This window comes from Chryseobacterium nepalense (assembly GCF_023195755.1).
GTDB lineage: Bacteria > Bacteroidota > Bacteroidia > Flavobacteriales > Weeksellaceae > Chryseobacterium > Chryseobacterium nepalense.
Genome location: NZ_CP096203.1, coordinates 3,031,351 through 3,048,428, shown reverse-complemented (window position 1 = coordinate 3,048,428; position 17,078 = coordinate 3,031,351). Strand labels below are relative to the sequence as shown.

14 protein-coding genes are annotated in these 17,078 nt (G+C 36.1%); 7 read left to right on the top strand and 7 right to left on the bottom strand.

Annotated features, from left to right (window positions below; translation table 11 throughout):
* Positions 1-68 precede the first annotated feature (68 nt).
* Complete coding sequence (locus M0D58_RS13650) at positions 69-809, bottom strand: DUF6261 family protein (RefSeq protein ID WP_248390385.1); 741 nt, start codon at positions 807-809, stop codon at positions 69-71.
* Positions 810-1,469: 660 nt separating this feature from the next.
* Between M0D58_RS13650 and M0D58_RS13645 the strand changes: the two genes are divergently transcribed.
* The 6 genes from M0D58_RS13645 to M0D58_RS13620 all read left to right on the top strand — a co-directional run bounded on the left by M0D58_RS13645 (position 1,470) and on the right by M0D58_RS13620 (position 6,869).
* Positions 1,470-3,209: a hypothetical protein gene (locus M0D58_RS13645; RefSeq protein WP_248390383.1), complete on the top strand. Its 1,740-nt coding sequence runs from the start codon at positions 1,470-1,472 to the stop codon at positions 3,207-3,209.
* 15 nt (positions 3,210-3,224) lie between these two features.
* On the top strand, positions 3,225-3,731 hold the full coding sequence (locus tag M0D58_RS13640; protein WP_248390380.1) for a hypothetical protein: 507 nt from the start codon (positions 3,225-3,227) through the stop codon (positions 3,729-3,731).
* A gap of 41 nt (positions 3,732-3,772) precedes the next feature.
* Positions 3,773-4,786 (top strand): hypothetical protein, encoded by a 1,014-nt coding sequence (locus tag M0D58_RS13635; RefSeq protein WP_248390377.1) that lies wholly within the window; start codon positions 3,773-3,775, stop codon positions 4,784-4,786.
* Between the two features lie 78 nt (positions 4,787-4,864).
* Entirely contained in the window at positions 4,865-6,130 is a 1,266-nt protein-coding gene (locus M0D58_RS13630) for a DUF2851 family protein (RefSeq protein ID WP_248390374.1), read from the top strand.
* Position 6,131: 1 nt separating this feature from the next.
* A complete protein-coding gene (locus M0D58_RS13625; protein WP_029297636.1) occupies positions 6,132-6,353 on the top strand; it encodes a PspC family transcriptional regulator in 222 nt (73 codons plus the stop codon).
* 3 nt (positions 6,354-6,356) lie between these two features.
* Complete coding sequence (locus M0D58_RS13620; RefSeq protein ID WP_248390371.1) at positions 6,357-6,869, top strand: GNAT family N-acetyltransferase; 513 nt, start codon at positions 6,357-6,359, stop codon at positions 6,867-6,869.
* Between the two features lie 13 nt (positions 6,870-6,882).
* Here M0D58_RS13620 and M0D58_RS13615 read toward each other — a convergent pair whose 3' ends face one another.
* Positions 6,883-7,659 (bottom strand): carboxypeptidase-like regulatory domain-containing protein, encoded by a 777-nt coding sequence (locus M0D58_RS13615; protein ID WP_248390368.1) that lies wholly within the window; start codon positions 7,657-7,659, stop codon positions 6,883-6,885.
* Positions 7,660-7,682: 23 nt separating this feature from the next.
* Positions 7,683-8,420, bottom strand: coding sequence for a carboxypeptidase-like regulatory domain-containing protein (locus M0D58_RS13610; RefSeq protein WP_248390366.1), 738 nt, complete (start codon positions 8,418-8,420; stop codon positions 7,683-7,685).
* A 181-nt stretch (positions 8,421-8,601) separates the two neighbouring features.
* Between M0D58_RS13610 and M0D58_RS13605 the strand changes: the two genes are divergently transcribed.
* Positions 8,602-11,742 carry a UvrD-helicase domain-containing protein gene (locus tag M0D58_RS13605; protein ID WP_248390363.1) on the top strand — a complete coding sequence of 1,047 codons (3,141 nt, stop codon included), beginning with the start codon at positions 8,602-8,604 and terminating at the stop codon, positions 11,740-11,742.
* Positions 11,743-11,816: 74 nt separating this feature from the next.
* Here M0D58_RS13605 and M0D58_RS13600 read toward each other — a convergent pair whose 3' ends face one another.
* The 4 genes from M0D58_RS13600 to M0D58_RS13585 all read right to left on the bottom strand — a co-directional run bounded on the left by M0D58_RS13600 (position 11,817) and on the right by M0D58_RS13585 (position 17,052).
* The gene (locus tag M0D58_RS13600; protein WP_072883991.1) at positions 11,817-12,323 is read right to left on the bottom strand and encodes a ferritin; all 507 of its coding nucleotides are present in this window, start codon (positions 12,321-12,323) and stop codon (positions 11,817-11,819) included.
* Positions 12,324-12,446: 123 nt separating this feature from the next.
* A complete protein-coding gene (locus tag M0D58_RS13595) occupies positions 12,447-12,899 on the bottom strand; it encodes a hypothetical protein (protein ID WP_248390360.1) in 453 nt (150 codons plus the stop codon).
* A gap of 345 nt (positions 12,900-13,244) precedes the next feature.
* Positions 13,245-14,261 carry a hypothetical protein gene (locus tag M0D58_RS13590; RefSeq protein WP_248390357.1) on the bottom strand — a complete coding sequence of 339 codons (1,017 nt, stop codon included), beginning with the start codon at positions 14,259-14,261 and terminating at the stop codon, positions 13,245-13,247.
* A gap of 139 nt (positions 14,262-14,400) precedes the next feature.
* Complete coding sequence (locus tag M0D58_RS13585) at positions 14,401-17,052, bottom strand: 4-alpha-glucanotransferase (protein WP_248390354.1); 2,652 nt, start codon at positions 17,050-17,052, stop codon at positions 14,401-14,403.
* Positions 17,053-17,078: the final 26 nt, after the last annotated feature.

Here is a 17,078-nt window from a genome sequence, read left to right as displayed (position 1 = left end):
GATTCATTTTTGATCTCCCAACCTCAACCCCTTCTCACATTTTACTTCTTACATCTTACTTCTCACTTTCACATCTCATTTCTGGCACCATTCTCCGGAGCAGCCGTATCCTTACGGTTCACCAGCAGTACATTATATTGATCCGTAAGCGCATTCAGCTGATTGATGACGGTGGCGTATGGCGACGGCGGTGTTTCCACCAGAAGATGAAGCGCATCGATCCTGTCACGCAAAGCATAGTATGCGGCATTCACCTCTTCCCTTTTAGACTTAATGGTTTCCGGACTGGCATCTCCGTATTCCTGGGTACGGGAAAGATATTTTGTATTGAACAATTCATTGGCATTCTTCAGTTCCGCCACCCATCCTGAGAGTTGAAAATAGGAAATAGCATCCGCCAATTCCGGCTTATTTTCCCAATCCCTAATGAGATTATTAAGCGTGGCGGTTTCTGCCTGGTAATTGAGACGCGCAATGCTGCTGCCGTACAACGAAATACTGTCGAGAAGCAATTGAGCGTTCTCTTTTCTTGTGCTTTCGAAATGGTAAGACTGGGACAAAAGGTAATAATTAATCCCTATCACTGCATTATCCCTTCTTTCATCCAAAAGCAAAAGCTCCTGTGTTTTCTCATTAGCCAACGCTTTCTTATACAGGTTTTCCAGCTCGGAAATTCGGGCATTGAACGCTGAAAGCTTGGCATCGATCTGTAAGGTTGCGGGGTTGTTCAGGGCGATAATTCCTGAGAAGTCTTTTACGTATTGCAGGTATTCTGCGTTGCGAAGTTTTGGTAAGTCGATAAAATTCATTTGTGTATTATTTTATTATTAAACCGTATGATGCGATTATTTTATTCCGGCAGGCTCTGGTATAAAAATCCCTTCGGACGTTCCCGAAAACCTCCTGCAGGCTGCAGGAAGCTTTCGGAGTTTCCCGAAAAGCCGTTGCGAGGGTGCGACAAACTTTCGGGTGTTCCCGAAAAGTCATTACAGGGGTGCAACAGCTTTTCGGGAAAACAGGAAATTACTTGCGGCTTTCAGCCTGGGTTTTCCAGAAAGCAAGCTGGTCTTTCAGCTCAAATAATTTTTCAGCTAATTTACTATTTTTTATAACCCGTTGTGCATTTTGATTTATTTTCGTCTCTTCGAGTAGATTTTTTAAAAAATCGTATCGAGAAGTTTATAATTTTGAAGAGAGATTCCATCTCGATACATTTTTCTCCACTTTGTTGCGAAAAAACACTCGAAGTGACGAAGCTACTATCAAAATTTTTCAAAATTCATAATCGTATTTTTTATATTCAAAAAATACAACTTTTGTTGGCGTTTTTACAACTTTAGTTCAGATGCATGTGAAATATTTTCTTTAGATTTGCCGCATAACTATAGATTGGTTTTTATCTCTTTCCAACCTTACGGATAAAACATGCATCTATAGGTAAGAATTAATTTAACACACAACAAATGCAAATGATGAGAAAGAAAATTTCATGGCTGTTTTTATTAACGGTGTTCCTCACTCTTGTTTCCTGTAGAAATGAGCAGGATATTTTAAATGAAATCTCTGCAAACAGAAATCAGGATATTATTTCCTTTTCTGTTTTCCAAAAAGAAACACAGATTCAAAAAGTTGGAGAGGTAATTTCTCCACTAAACACCGCACAAAAAAACAGTCAGCATGACGACCCACTTTCGGGATTCCTCATTGATACAGAAACGATCAACCGTATTAAAGCCAATGGGGATATTTCTACCTATGCCTTTAGAATCTATTCTCTGTTCGGCAATCCCCAGGATGTCTATAATATGGTATACCGCAAGAGAAATGATGGCACGCTTCATTATTCTATTATAAGGATAATAGGGAACACTCCCTATGTGTATTACGATTCGGAAGCGGCTTCCATAGCCCAGAAACACACCCACAAAAATGCGGTTGCCAAAACTTCAAGTTATGAAGACTGCCTGGCTTCTTACAGCGTGAGTGTATGGCATTGTAAAAACGGTTGCAGCTGGGATGCATGCGACAAATGTGAGAGCTGTCTGGAAACCTTAACTGTTTGTGTAGGAAGTGGAGGTGGAGATAACTCCGGTGGTTTTGGCGGACCAAGTAATGGAAACCCTTCCAATCCACCTCCTCCTGTAGACCCTATTACAGAGGGTGGCTCTGCTGCATATCTTACCGACCCGAGCGGATATGTTTTTGATCCTAATGTACCGCCTTCTACCGATGCAGGCTATGTAAGAGCATTGAGAGCTTATCTTTTTTGGGAACAGCTTCCCGGAGCGTTGTACCGACAATGGGCAAATGAGCATGTAGATATTTACCAGAATATCATTGAGAGCTACCTCAACAATTATTCTATTGCCAACAATACAGAAAATTTGAATTTTCATAATGAAGCGGTACAATATTTTATGGACCATCCTAATGCTACGTGGGAAGAGTTTTATAATCAATATCTGTCAGCAGACAGCCCTTGTAAAAAAACAAAACCGGTTATTGATAAAGTTAATCAGGTTCTTAAAAGCCCTGTAGGGCAGCAAAAAATAAAGCAGGTTTTGGAGAATAAAGCAAATGATAATATAGAATGGGGTGTTGCTATAGGCCAAAACACAGCTTCAGGAGAGTATGAAGCAACCAATCCTGCTTCCGGAAATGTTTCTTCGGTATCTCCACCATTTAATCAACTGCAAAACTCTACAGCTATAGGTTCTGCACACTCGCATGCCGGTACGCCTGGAAGTCCGTCTGGCGGAGATTTGTTTTCTTTGCTTGAAAGGATGATAAACAGCAATAATACTATTAAATTCAATTTGGTATATGGAGTAAGTAATGGAAATAATGAAACCTATGCACTTATAGTTACGGATCCTGCACTTGCAGCCCAGTTTTTGACAGATTTTCCAAGAAGTGAAAACTACGACACCTTAACGCATAGCATAAAAGAGAAAACTAAACTTGGAAAAGAATTTGAAAAGGTGAAATATATTTTCGCATATAACTATGCTAATTCAATAGTATCAGGAGAATATTATAATAAGCGTGCTATAGCAATGGCATACATTCTTGATCATTTTAATTCAGGAATAAGTTTAGCGAAAGCAGATAGCAATGGTAATTTAAAGAAATTACAAATTTCTCTAAACGAAATAACTCTTGCTAATGGTGTAATAGATGAAAAATTAATAATCTCTAAATGTCCATAATAAATAATAAGCACTATGAAAAAAACAATAATAAAGATCATTTTAAAGGTAACATTTGTTACGAACATATTATTTCTGCTTAATTGCAAAGCTCAAACAGCAACAGACTATATTAACCATTATAATGATGTCGTTCCAAAATTAAACGGTATTATCCCAAATAAAATACAGTTTTACAACCAAAACTTTTCAAGCTTACAAAATGAGATGCTTAATAAAAATGTTCAGCCTAACGGTTGGATATATGATACGAAAATATCGTCCAGCAATAAATATTATGTTCTAAAGTTATTTTTTGTTGATATGGCTATGCTTAGAGTTTCATCTAAGAATTCTTTTCAATATCCATTAGTAATAATAACCTTTGAAAATGAAATTCCATTTCCTCAGGTACAAAGTTTAATGGAACAGTATCATGCGGTTTGGGATCCCAATGTAGCTCAATTTTTTTCTAATATGAAAATAGAGAAAATAGAGTTTACGGGAGTTAAAGGATATGATAGTGAGGATTACTCTGAATAAATAATTGTAAACCGTTTTTGGACGGTTTTTATATAAAAGTTATGAAATTAAATATTCAGAAAAGAACTATTATTCTATTTTTAATCTTCTTTGTCTCTTTTTATAAATCTCAGAAAGTTACCGTAAAAAGTATTGCAAGAGATACCACCAAGAACCGAAATTTTGTCATGATTGTGGTTAATGATACTTTAAAAAAGTATAGAGATATGAGAACTGCCACTAAAAGTTGGAGTGAAGATGGAGATATTTACCAAAATCTTTGTAAAAACAAAAAATATGTTACCCAGGCGGATAAAAAAGGTAATTATGAAATAAAAGCTAAGCCTACCGATACTTTATATTTTTATAGTTATAAATATTTTACTCAAAAATATAAAGTTGCAGATATTATAACGAAAAAAATAAAAGTTTACCTTGAACCGGAGCCATGCGTTACTTACATTCCCTGTGAACAAAAGCAACCTTCTAATTTTTATATCTTCGTAGGAGAACAAATATCCAAAAAATATGAAGAAGATCCTTATTACTGCAATGTAGTTACATTAGATGGCGGAGGCATGAAATATAAGTACAGAATTATCGATGAAGTTTATGGTGACTATCCCAATGATACTATAGAATTTACATCAAACAGCCACCTTGGTAGGCCCATGATTGAATATTATGATAAAGTACTGTTATTTGTAGGTGAATATTGCGGAAAGCTATATCAGGAAAAATATCAGTTCTTTGACGTATATAAAACAAAAGACGGCAAATGGGCAAGTCCGGGCGATCCTTTTAAATTTGACAATTATGCTGATTATAAAAAAGATACAACAATAAAAGCCCAATTGATAGAATTTGATTCTTTCATTCGAATAAATACAATACCTTCTATAGATGAGGATTATCCGGAAAGATTTCAAAAATACGAAGCTCCTTATTATAGACTGATAGGTGACAAAGCTGTCCCATTAATGGGAACCTATGTTGAAGATCTAATAAAAATAAAGATGAATGGTGGTCTAAAACGTATAAATATAGACTTAAAAAAAATTAAGATTTCAAAATAAAATAAAGCTGCCTCAAAAGAAGGCAGCTTTATTATTATCAGCAACAATTTCCTAAATTAGCACAACATAAAAACACTCATGACTGAAAAGCTACTCCAATATCTTTGGAACCATAAGATCTTTAAACATTTCGACTTCAGGGATATGGGAGGAAATCCCATTGAAATTATTGACTTCGGGAAATGGAACACCGATTCCGGACCGGATTTTTTAGAGGCTAAAATTAAAGTCGGCGGCGTTATTTTAGCCGGACACATAGAACTTCATATAAAATCTTCCGACTGGATCTTCCACAATCATTCCCAGGATCCGAATTATCAGAACATTATCCTTCATGCCGTTTATGAACATAACATGGACATTGATGAACTGAATAATAAAAACATTCCGACATTGGAACTGAAACACCATATTGATGAGGGTATGCTTTGGAAATATGAAAAGCTGTTAAGTGGAAATCAGTTCATTGCCTGCGAAAGCAGCTTCAATCCAAAACATATTCCTGTTGGTTTTCATGAACAAAATATCCTGAAAAAACTGAATGAAAAAGCTGAAGACCTTGAAAAAAAGCTGAAGAAATTCAACAATAATTTTGAAGCCATTCTGTTCCACAGCCTTGCCTATTCTTTCGGACTGAAGATCAATGCTGAGATATTCAGGCAAATTGCAGAAAGCATTGAATTTTCAATTGTTCTTAAAGTACGCCAAAACAAAACGCAGCTTGAAGCTTTATTATTCGGGATTGCGGGGTGGCTGGAAGATCCGAAGGATGAATTAGTAAAAATCTGGAAAAGGGAATTTGATTTTTTGAAAGCAAAATTTAAAATATCTGATGTAAGAATCCATCCTAAATTTTTAAGGCTGCGTCCGCCTAATTTCCCCACGCTGCGTCTGTCTCAGCTGGCGGATTTGTATCATCAGCACCAGAATTTATTTTCAAAAGTTATTTATGCAAAATCCGCAGAAGAATTGTTCAGTTTATTTAAAGAAATCAAAACTTCGGAATATTGGGACAATCATTTCAACTTCGGAAAAATTTCCACGGTACATCAACCCAAAGTATTGAGCAGAGACTTTGTAGAACTTATCATCTTAAACACAATCCTGCCTCTGAAATATACGTACCACCGATACCACCATGAAGAAATTACAGAGGAACTCCTTGCTTTTTATAAAAATCTGCCCGCAGAAAAAAACGCGGTGATTGACAGTTGGAGTAAAATGAATATAAAAATCCTCAGCTCCCTGGAAAGCCAAAGTTTCATTTATCATTTCAATCATTTTTGTGTACAAAAAAATTGCTTAAATTGCAGTATTGGATTTACACTTTTAAAAGAATCTTAAAATGCTAGATAACATCCGCCACAAAATGGAAAGAGAATGGTTCGGTGTTCTTACGAGAACCGGCGCAAAACTGGGTATTCCGGTATCCAAACTCAGAGTATTTTTTATTTACTCTACTTTTGCTACGGCAGGATTTTTCTTCCTGATTTACCTCGGACTGGCATTTACACTATGGGTGAAAGATATTTTCATCACCAGAAGACCTAATGTTTTTGATCTTTAAACTATGGAATTTTTACAGATTACTTCCCCGGAAGATTACAGAGTTGAGCAGATTTACGGTTCATACTGCACCACTTTTTGTGAAAACGAACGAAGAGACTGGGAAAAACTGGTTCCTTTGTTTACAAATCCTAAAGTAAAAATCCTATCTGTCCTCCACGAATCAAACAATATTGGGTACCTCATTCTTTGGGAACTCAGCACTTATACTTTTGTGGAACATTTTGAAGTTTTCGAAGAATTCAGAAACCAGAAACTCGGCTCACATATTACAAAATATCTTTTTGAAAACTATCCCAGAATAATCCTGGAAATAGAACCGGAACATGTGAATGAAAATGCGGCAAGACGCTATGCCTTCTATCAGAGAAACGGCTTCCGCCTTATCGATGAAATGTATGTACAGCCAAGTTACGGAAAGGGTAAAAAACCTCTTAATTTATGGTTATTATCCAATTATACGCCAGAGAATGTAAAAGATATTAAAGATGAAATTTACGATATTGTGTATCATTAATATCTGAACATATTTATTTTCCGACAGAACTTTCCTTCAATCTTTCAACGAACACCGGAAGAGATTCTTCCATTCTTGATAAAGCACCTGTGAGGTTTTTAGCCCTTACAAAAGCTCTTGTCTGTGGTTTGTCTAAAAATGAAAATTCAATAAACTCGGAGATCCTTTCTTTGGGAATGCCTTCTTTGATGAAATAATCATCCTCCACCCTTTCGCGAATCCATGCAATATCTTCCTGGAGGTCATCATATTTATACTGCCTTTTCATTCGCCTCGCATCTCCGCTAATAACATCATAAAGTCCCTGAATATTGAGATTTCCCAGCAAAATAGGAAGTAACACCTGTTTTATATCTGCCGGCGTTTCCCTCATTTTCCCAACAGGTTGCGTAAGTCCTACTGCATCTTCCACCAACTTTCCTTTATCGATTTTGGCCATCGCGCGGGAATCCTTTTTGATATCGCCGGTAAGGTTGGCGATTTCTACTTCTTCAATCTGTTCAGCGATTCTTATCAGTTTAATCGTTGCTTTATTTTCTGTAAGATATTTTGCCTGTATAGAAGACCTTTCATAGCCGGAACGTATGAACCGTAATTCATCTTCAGGCGCTGCTTCGATTGAAAAAGTTCCGTCTAAGGCAGTATAGGTCCTTTTCTCTGAAGAGATATTCATGACCATCACAGCAGGAAGCGCAACGCCGTCTTCATCAGTAATGGATCCTTCTATCGTTTTTTGTGAAAATACATGGAGAAAAGGAAATATTACAAAAATTAAAAGTTTGATTCTCATTACTTTTAAGATATATAATGAACCTAGGGAGTTTTATAGGCCGAGATTCTGTTTAGTACAGCATTTTTAAACCTGTTCAGATCCGCTTCGGTAACATAGCCGTATTTAAGGATATTTTTTCTTTCAAAACCTGTTCTCAGTATATAAAGGATAAAATGCTGTATCTGTGCTTTTTCAATTTTAAGATCTTCAAAAAACTCTGTTCCAAGGGCATTCTGCAGGTAATTCAGGAGATCCATATCATCCCACTTGTTTTTAACTTTTCCCAGAGAAAATACACCTTTTGTTACCGGCTGTACAAATTCCCCCGCACGCGGTGCTAAAACCGAAGGTGCTGATTTTCGCTTCATGTAGACAGCAAGATCACTCTTAAGTTTCTGGACTTTCTTTGGAGGGTTAAGGTTTTTGGAATCAATTTTAAGATCTCCTGTAATTTCTTTTTTCAGTTCTACTTCTGCAATAAGTGTTGCCGATCTCATGAGCATAACATTAACAGGTGCACTGATGTTTTCTTTATTGATTTTTCTGTTGGCTCTTTCATAACCGTTTTTCACAAACCGAAGCTCATCTCCTGCTCTTCCGGATATCATAAAATGGCCGTCGCGATTGGTTGAAATTCTTTCGTCAGTCCTTATATTAATGACCGTAACATCGGAAATTTCATTATTATCTTCAGAAGTCACCTTCCCGAAAATATAATCCTGGGCCTGAATATTGATGAAAAGAACGGTAAATAAGACAAAAAGTAGTTTAATTTTCACGGAAAGTTTTTTATTAGAGCAAAACTATAATTATTTTTAAATATTTCGGGAAGTTTAACCACAGTTAACGCGTTTTAGCATTTCTTTTTGATTTATAGCTTTAAAACTGTTAAATCAACCGCTCAATTTGTTAAAATTTCACTTAAAAATTAAGTAACTTGCACATTGAATTCCAATCGAAATGCAAAATTCTTATACCGTTATCAATGCTTCAGCCGGCTCGGGGAAAACCTATGCGCTGGTGCAGCGGCTTTTGATGATCTGTCTCCGGTATCCTAATCAACAGCAATCGATCAGGAATATTCTGGCACTCACTTTTACCAACAAGGCAGCCAACGAAATGAAAGAAAGAATCCTGAGCTGGCTGGGAAATTTCTCGTCGGATGATTTCGCGGAAAATAGTGATCTGAAAAATATCCAGAAAGCATTTGAACTTGAAGGCATTAAGATTACCATTGATGAACTTCATATCCGTGCAAAAAAACTGCTGGATTATGTTCTTCATAATTATTCTACTCTGAATATCGGAACTATAGACCGTTTCAACTCCAGACTTGTAAGAAGCTTTTCTTATGAATTGGGTCTGGCTAAAAATTTTAATCTTGAAATTGAAGCCGAGCCCTTCCTTATTGAAGCCGTGGATAAAATGCTTGACCAGATCGGGGAAAATGAAGTGATTTCCGAATCGTTCATGGATTATGTGGATTACAGCCTTGAGAATAATGAAAGAATTAATTTAAATAAAAACCTGTATGATTCTGCGAAAGAATTTGTAAAGGATATTCATTATGAACATCTGAAAAACAATAAAGACTTCGACAGCACGAATTACGAAAATATTAAAAATACGCTTCGTAAAGAGATTGTATTAAACAAAAAACAGGCGAGTGATCTTGCCGCAAAATCGATAGAATTATTCAGGTCGAAAGGTATTGAGATTGAAGATTTCGCGCAGGGCAAAAATGGAATCGGCGGATTTTTCACTAAAGTATTAGATTTTTACCAGCAAAAAAGAACGGGTTTTCCTTTTCCTACCACTGCAGAGGAATCCGTTGTCAATAATTACCGTAAAGGTGCTTCTTCAAAATCAAAACACAAGGAAGGTGATATTTTAGAAATTCTTGATCAGCTTCTTGAAAACAGGATGCAGCTGATTCTTCTTTATATTGAAACACAGAAAAAAGAGAAAATCCTTTCCGCACTTTTACCACTGAAAGTAAATAAAGATATTCAGGATGAGCTGAGAAAAATTGAACAGGAAAATGATCTTGTGCTATTAAGCAAATTCAATATTCTGATCAACGAAAATCTTAAAAATGAGCCGTCTGCTTTCATCTATGAAAAGGTAGGATCCCAGTTTCAGCACTATTTTTTTGATGAATTTCAGGATACCTCCGAGCTTCAATGGCAGAATTTCCTTCCGCTGAGAGACCATTCCATCTCTACTGAAAATACTTCGTTTACCTTGGTTGGAGATCCGAAACAGAGTATTTACCGTTTCCGGGGCGGAGAAAGCAAACTGATGCTTGATATTATCAACAAAAAAGAAATTACTCCCAAGGAAGCCGAACTTCTGGTGCTGAAAGATAACTGGCGGAGCGCTAAGAATATAGTCCGTTTCAATAATGATCTATATCGCTTTCATTCTGATATCTTAGAAGAAGAGCATAAGAATATTTTCGGGACAGACGCAGAACAGACTCCGAGATCTTCAATGGAAGGTCGTGTAAAAGTAAATTTAATTGAAAATCTTACGAATGAAGATTTTTATAATGATACTTCTGAAAGAATGCGGAAAGATATCCAGGAAAGTCTGGATAATGGTTTCAGATTTTCAGACATTACCATTCTCTGCCGCGGGAATTTTGACATTTTCAGTTATTCCCAGAAATTAGGAAATCTGAAGGTAAATTATAAAGGAGAGGAAACGAATATTAAAACAATTTCTGACAAAGGTTTAACACTGGAGCTTTCCAATACGTTAAAAGCCGTGATCGAATTCCTGAAATGGGAGGTTAATCCGAAGAATAAACCCAACCTGATTATGATGATGTACTATCTTAACCAGCTGGGAAGAATTCATATGGCAGATTTTACTCTGGAGATGAAAGAAATCCTTGATCTTAGTTCTCATGAAGAAATTTTAGATTTCATCCAGAACAGGTATGCCTTAAAGCTTAAGCAGGATCATTTCCCGAGATTTAATCTTTATAATTTTGTAGAATATTACATCAATGAATTTTCCGTTGAAAGTAAAGAAACGGATTTCCTGCTGAACTTTCTGGAAATGCTTTTTAATTTTACCCAAAATGCAGGGGCAAGTACTAAAGAATTCCTTAAATATTGGGACGAAGAAGCTTCTGCGTATACAATTCAGGCTTCTGAAAATATTGATGCGGTACAGATCATGACCATTCATAAGGCTAAAGGTCTGGAATTCCCAATCGTTTTTATCCCGATGATGAATAAAAACCGTGATGCCGAATTTACCAACTGGTTTGAAACTTCAAAAGACACTCCGCTAAAGTCGGTCAACATTAATCAATTCAGCAAAAATCTGGAAGTTTACGATGAAGAAATTGAAAAATTCAACAGACAAAATTCATACAAAAACTTTGTAGACCGGCTTTGCCTGCAGTATGTTGCCACAACGCGACCTGTGGAACAGCTTTTTTTCTATATTCAGAAAGCCAATAAAACATCAAATAATCTTGAACTGCTGGAGTTTCTCCAGTCGAAAAATCCTGAAAATCTTGATGAATTTGATCTGTACGAGGTTAATCCTGAAATGCTGAAAAAATATTCGAAGGAAAAAATTTCATCTTTTAAAACCAAGGACATCCGGGTTCTGAAAAACATCAGTGAAAACAATACTTCGATAAAAATCGCAACCCCTTCCAAGAACTATCAGGTAAGAAATGAAAAGGTGAGAATCGGTCTTTTTGTGCATGAACTTTTATCTCAGATCAATACCGCAAAAGACGTTTCTAAAGTTCTGGAATGCTATATTCTTGAAGGTCAGGTAACCCTTGAGGAAAGCCGTACGATACATTCCGAACTTGAAAAAATCATAGAAACCCATGCCGAATTCTTTGATGAAAAATGGGAAGTTATCAATGAAAAAGACATTATGATTTCCGAAAACGGTGAAAGTAAAGTGTACCGGCCCGACCGTATGCTGAAAAGTGATGAAGGCTATATTATCGTTGATTTTAAAACGGGAGAAGAATCTTCCAAAGATGAACGCCAGATTGAGAATTATAAAAATATTCTTGAAAAACTGGGGAAAAAGGTGTTGAAGACAAGGTTGATTTATTTGTAAATCAAAAACATGATAAAAATTTTCGGCGGCACCTTTGGTGCCGCCGAAAATTTTTATCATTAAGTTAATTCAATTTATTCTCCTTTAGGATTAAAAACCCTTTGTGCCAGTTCCTGGTCAAAAAGATATAGTGCTGAAGGGTTATCAGATACCATCTTAATTTTTGTTACCAGTTGTGAAGCACTTGCTTCCTCTTCCACCTGCTCATTAATGAACCACTGTAGAAATGAAGTGGTGGCAAAATCACCTTCATCATTGGCATTTTTAACGATATTGAAAATACTTTTTGTTACTTTTCTTTCGTGCTCCAATGCTTTTTCAAAAATATCAATTGCTCCAAGGAATTCATGTGGAGGCTTAGGAATTTCACCGATGATTATTTCTCCCCCCACATCGTTAAGGTAATCAAACATTTTATCGGCATGCATTAATTCTTCCTTACTCTGCACTCTGAAATAATTGGCAATCCCATCAAGATCTTTCCCCGAAAACCATGCGGACATTGACAGATAATATTGTGCAGCGTACTGTTCGTGAGCTATTTGTTCGTTAATTAATTTTGCAATTTTCTCGCTAACCATAGGGTATAAATTTACTTTCAAAAGTAGGGAATAAACTCTTAAAACAAAAGTTTTAGTAAAAATTAATAAAAAAGGGCAGGATAAATCCCGCCCTTCAACACATTAAAAAATCAAAATTATAAACTACTTTGTTGCATCCGGAGCTACCGTATTCATCGGCTTATGCATTCTGGTACCTCTCTCTTTCATCGCCATTCTTCTTTGCTCCATTTTAGCTTTTCTGTCGGCCTGCCATTTATCATATTGCTGAGGTGTTAAAATCTGCTTCATTTCAGCATCCATTTGTGCTCTTTTAGCTTTCATCTGCTCCGCTCTCGCCTGTCTTTCACCTTTATTTTTCTCAAACTCAGTTTTCATTTCAGCTTTTCTCTTATCATGAAGCGCTTTAATTTTATCAACCTGTGCCTGATTTAAATTTAAATCTTTCTGCATTTGAGCCATATGCTCCTGTTCTTTTTGCTGAAACTTCTGCTGCATTTCAGCTTTTTTTGCCTGTCTGTCCTGTGGAGTAGTCTGTTGAGCCATTGCAAAACCTGCGAATCCGATAAATGCTACCGCTAATACTAATTTTTTCATATTACAAATTTTTAAATATTTCTTGTATATCTTTTTGATTATCCGTTAAAATAAAAGTTAAATAGAAAATATCACAATTATTGTTAAAATTAAATATGAATAATTCAACATTAAGTACTAAAAAAAAGGCAGAATTATTACTCTGCCTTCACACCACTTAAATATAATATATGAAAATCTATTATTCAATTATTCTCTCTATATCTTTTTGATAATTAGTTAAAACAAAAGTTAAATGCAAAATATTATAATTATTGTTAAAATTAAATATGAATTTTATAAATATAAAAAGAGCAGATTTATAAAAACCTGCCCTTCACACCACTTAAATATAATATATGAAAATTAATTCTTTGCAAATCCGTTTCTGAAACCGCCGTTACCTCTCTTTTCACCACCATTATTCTGCTGTCTCGGTGCGGTATTTTCATTTCTTCTGAAACTTCCTTCATTTCTGAAGCCTCCGTTATTTTCTCTTTTAGGAGCCTCTTCTCTTCTAACTTCTCCACCTCTGAATCCACCGCCTCTGTTGCCATTATTTTCAGCTCTTGGAGCACGGAATCCACCATCATTTCTTACGCCGCTATCATTACCTCCTCTGAAACCTCCGTTATTTCTCGGCGCATTACCATTATTTCTGAAACCTGAATTATCATTACTTTTATTTCCAGCATTATTGTTGCGGAACCCTCCGTTATTGCCATTATTACCATCTCTCACCGAACCCCGGAATCCATTATTTGGTCTGTCGCTGGATCTTACAATATTAAAGGTAGGATTGTCCATTCTTCTGAATTTCGCCCTGTCCACTCTGTAAATATTGATATTTACATTTCTGTATCTTGGCATCGGTCTGCAGATTGCAGCATAATGTGTTCTTCTGTAATTCTGGAAATATACTACCGGACTGTATCCTCTGTAATAATTATTCTGAAACACTACAAAAACCCTTGGACCCATGATTCTCTGTAAAGCATAGAATCTGTCATAATACCATCTGTCCGGATTGTATCTGTAGAATCTGTTCCATGATGAAAAACTTATATACAGATTATTCAGTCTCAGGATCTGATCGATCTGCCATGGATTTAGCCTGTTTTGGGTAAAAAATACATTCCAGTTAATATTAACGATACTGTTTCGGTAATCGTTGTAATTACTCTGATAATAATTTTGTGGATAATAATCCTGTGGATAATTATAATAGTAATCATCCGGGAAATAATTCTGGTCATCTTCATCGCTGTAATAGCCACCGTCATTCTGATAATATCCGTCATTGTCATATCCGTAATCCGGATACTGCTGAGCAAAGGAAAAAACTCCGAGACTCAAGGCAAAACCGATCAATATTTTTTTCATTTTTAAAGTCGTTAATTGGTTAATAATATAGTAGAATTATTCATTCTATCTTTTGGATATAAATAGAAAAAAGAAGTTAAATCTTTCGATAAAACTTCTTTTAATTATACGTTAATAAATTGATAATCAATTGTTAAATTTACAACCTTCCACTATCTTTGATCCAATATGCTATCTTTTTATTGAAGTCGGATTCATGTTTAAGGTCGTCAAGCTTTAGATGCATTCTATACCTCCAATAATGTGGAAAAACGGCAGGATTGTTAATTCTTTCGTTATCCATTTCAATATTAGCCAATCGCTGATCGGTTGCCAGAAATTCCTGTATCGGGAAAATAGCCAGCATTGCATCATTATAAAGATGTTGTTTCATAATAATTTCAGCAAGATAAGGATCAAGATTTTCCGGTGCCTGTCCGTACTGGATCAGTTGGAGGTTAAAATACTGCTGGGTAAGTGAGGGGTTTTCTTTCCACCACTGTCTCAATGTTGAGCTGTCATGAGAAGAGGCCGTTACCACATTCAGGTATCCTGCATTTTTAGGATTATAAAAAGGAATGTTATCCGAAGGCATTCTCTGAACTTTCAAAGCAACGATTGCCAATTCATCCATTACTACCGGAACACAATCCGGAACCAGCCCCAGATCTTCACCACAAATAAGCATTTTGGTGGCATTCAGGATTACAGGTAATTTTTCCATGGCTTTTTCATACCAGAGATGATCCTGCCTTTTAAAGAAATAATCATGGTACAGATCGTATATTGCTTTCTTTTCCCAATCCGAAAGATATTTGTACGATTCTGTGTTATATACATTAAATCTCGGATGATAAACTATCTGTCCGTTTCTTTCTTCAATTAAAAATAAAACATTGGCACAAAGTGATATAAGCTGGCTTTCAATTGGTCCGCGAGGATTTTTCCTGAAGAAATCCGACAATTTTCTTTGGGTATTGAATTCTTCTTTAAAAGAATAAGTGCCGTCGTAATTATTGTCAATAAATTCAAGCGCATTTGCGTTTTCTTCTCCGAAGTAATTCCAAAGAATCTGATCATTGATATACGGCTTACAATACCTGTCGAAATTAAAAGGAATATTCCATTTACCGAATTCCTCCAGCGTAACCGGAACGGCAGGGTAAAAATATCCTAAAATTCCCTGTGTTGCGGAAATCGGCATTCTCCAGATCCTGAAAAAACCTAAAATGTGATCAATCCTCATCGCATCAAAATACTGCTCCAATGCTTTGAACCTGTTTTTCCACCACTTGTAATCATCCGCTTTCATGGCTTCCCAGTTATAGGTTGGAAACTCCCAGTTCTGTCCAAGCTCTGTAAACTGATCCGGCGGTGCTCCTGCCTGAAAATCCATTCCGAATAACTCAGGCTCCGTCCATGCTTCTACCGAATATCTGTAAATCCCGATTGGAAGATCTCCTTTAACGGAAACACCAAGTCTATGCGTGTAGTCAATAGCATCTTTCAATTGCCTGTGAAGCTGATACTGCACCCAGGCATGCAGCATAGACGCATCATAATCTTTACTTTTTGCGCTGAAAAAAGGCGCAATTTTTCCGGCAATATATTTTTTATGCGTCTTCCACTCGTTGAAATTCGGGGTTTTATATTTATCTCTTAAAACACAGAATGCAGCATACGGAATCAGCCAGGATTCATTGTCTTTAATAAATTTTTTAAAGTTCCTGTCTTTATATATTTTCTCTTTATCAGCATCAAAAACCGCTCTCAGGTATTTCCATTTTCCTGAGATCATTTTCTCATAATCGATTAGATCAAGTGCATTCAATTCGGATTTTTCAGCTTTATATTCAGCAAAAAGATCCTCGGGCAACGGGAAGTCCAGCTGTTCCAGAGAAATATACTGCGGATGAAGCGCATAGACAGAAACTGCCGCGTAGGGATAAGAATCTGTCCAGGTATAATTTGCAGTGGTATCGTTGATCGGCAGAATCTGAATAATTCCCAAGTTGGTTTCTTTCGCCCAATCTGCCAGTTTTTTAAGATCTGAAAATTCTCCCACACCAAAGCCGTCCTCTGTTCTTAAAGAAAAGATAGGAACAGCCACTCCGGCATCGTGATACATCTGGTAAAGTTTGAATTTAAAATAATGGTCTGCAACGATATGCAAAACATCTTTGGATTGATTGGGAAGGGCAAAACGGTTTTCGCCAGCTTCTACATCAAATACTTTTCCGGATGCTTTATCATAAAGACAATATTTATATTGTATAAATTCATTTTCAGGAATTTCAACTGAAGTTTCCCAGATACCGAAATCCGTCTGCGACAACTGAATAACCTTATCATAATCCCAACTTCCAAGAGAAGCCGTACTGCCGAACAGGACAACCGCCCAGTCGGGATTATAGATGGGCGCTTCAATTCTGAATAAATGGGTATGCTTTTTTAAAACCGATATTTTTTCGGGTTTAAATGTATTCAGCTTATTGTAAAGTATTTTATTGTTAAGGTAATTTTCAGGAAAATTTTTGTTGTTCCAGTGATCAAAAATGATAAACTCTTTATAATTATGAGGGAAATTCAAACGATGCAGGACAAATTCTTCACGCAGCATACTTCCTTTTTCATCTATAACCTGATATTGATAAGAAATAGATTTTGAAAAGTAATCCACTTCACATTTCCATTGTCCGTTTTCTTCATAAAACATAGGATGCGTCTGCGATACAGCATTTTCTTCGCTGATAACCAGCTGAAGTCTTTCTCCGACTTTTGTACTGTAACCTACATTAAAGTATATCTTCATTTACATTTTTTTATAAAAATACATTA

What these genes read in the sequence shown, in the direction of transcription:
- M0D58_RS13615 (WP_248390368.1), bottom strand. Translation starts at nt 7,659, where the DNA reads ATGAGAATCAAACTTTTAATTTTTGTAATATTTCCTTTTCTCCATGTA.
- M0D58_RS13605 (WP_248390363.1), top strand. Translation starts at nt 8,602, where the DNA reads ATGCAAAATTCTTATACCGTTATCAATGCTTCAGCCGGCTCGGGGAAA.
- M0D58_RS13600 (WP_072883991.1), bottom strand. Translation starts at nt 12,323, where the DNA reads ATGGTTAGCGAGAAAATTGCAAAATTAATTAACGAACAAATAGCTCAC.
- M0D58_RS13590 (WP_248390357.1), bottom strand. Translation starts at nt 14,261, where the DNA reads ATGAAAAAAATATTGATCGGTTTTGCCTTGAGTCTCGGAGTTTTTTCC.
- M0D58_RS13595 (WP_248390360.1), bottom strand. Translation starts at nt 12,899, where the DNA reads ATGAAAAAATTAGTATTAGCGGTAGCATTTATCGGATTCGCAGGTTTT.
- M0D58_RS13585 (WP_248390354.1), bottom strand. Translation starts at nt 17,052, where the DNA reads ATGAAGATATACTTTAATGTAGGTTACAGTACAAAAGTCGGAGAAAGA.
- M0D58_RS13620 (WP_248390371.1), top strand. Translation starts at nt 6,357, where the DNA reads ATGGAATTTTTACAGATTACTTCCCCGGAAGATTACAGAGTTGAGCAG.
- M0D58_RS13640 (WP_248390380.1), top strand. Translation starts at nt 3,225, where the DNA reads ATGAAAAAAACAATAATAAAGATCATTTTAAAGGTAACATTTGTTACG.
- M0D58_RS13635 (WP_248390377.1), top strand. Translation starts at nt 3,773, where the DNA reads ATGAAATTAAATATTCAGAAAAGAACTATTATTCTATTTTTAATCTTC.
- M0D58_RS13645 (WP_248390383.1), top strand. Translation starts at nt 1,470, where the DNA reads ATGATGAGAAAGAAAATTTCATGGCTGTTTTTATTAACGGTGTTCCTC.
- M0D58_RS13650 (WP_248390385.1), bottom strand. Translation starts at nt 809, where the DNA reads ATGAATTTTATCGACTTACCAAAACTTCGCAACGCAGAATACCTGCAA.
- M0D58_RS13630 (WP_248390374.1), top strand. Translation starts at nt 4,865, where the DNA reads ATGACTGAAAAGCTACTCCAATATCTTTGGAACCATAAGATCTTTAAA.
- M0D58_RS13625 (WP_029297636.1), top strand. Translation starts at nt 6,132, where the DNA reads ATGCTAGATAACATCCGCCACAAAATGGAAAGAGAATGGTTCGGTGTT.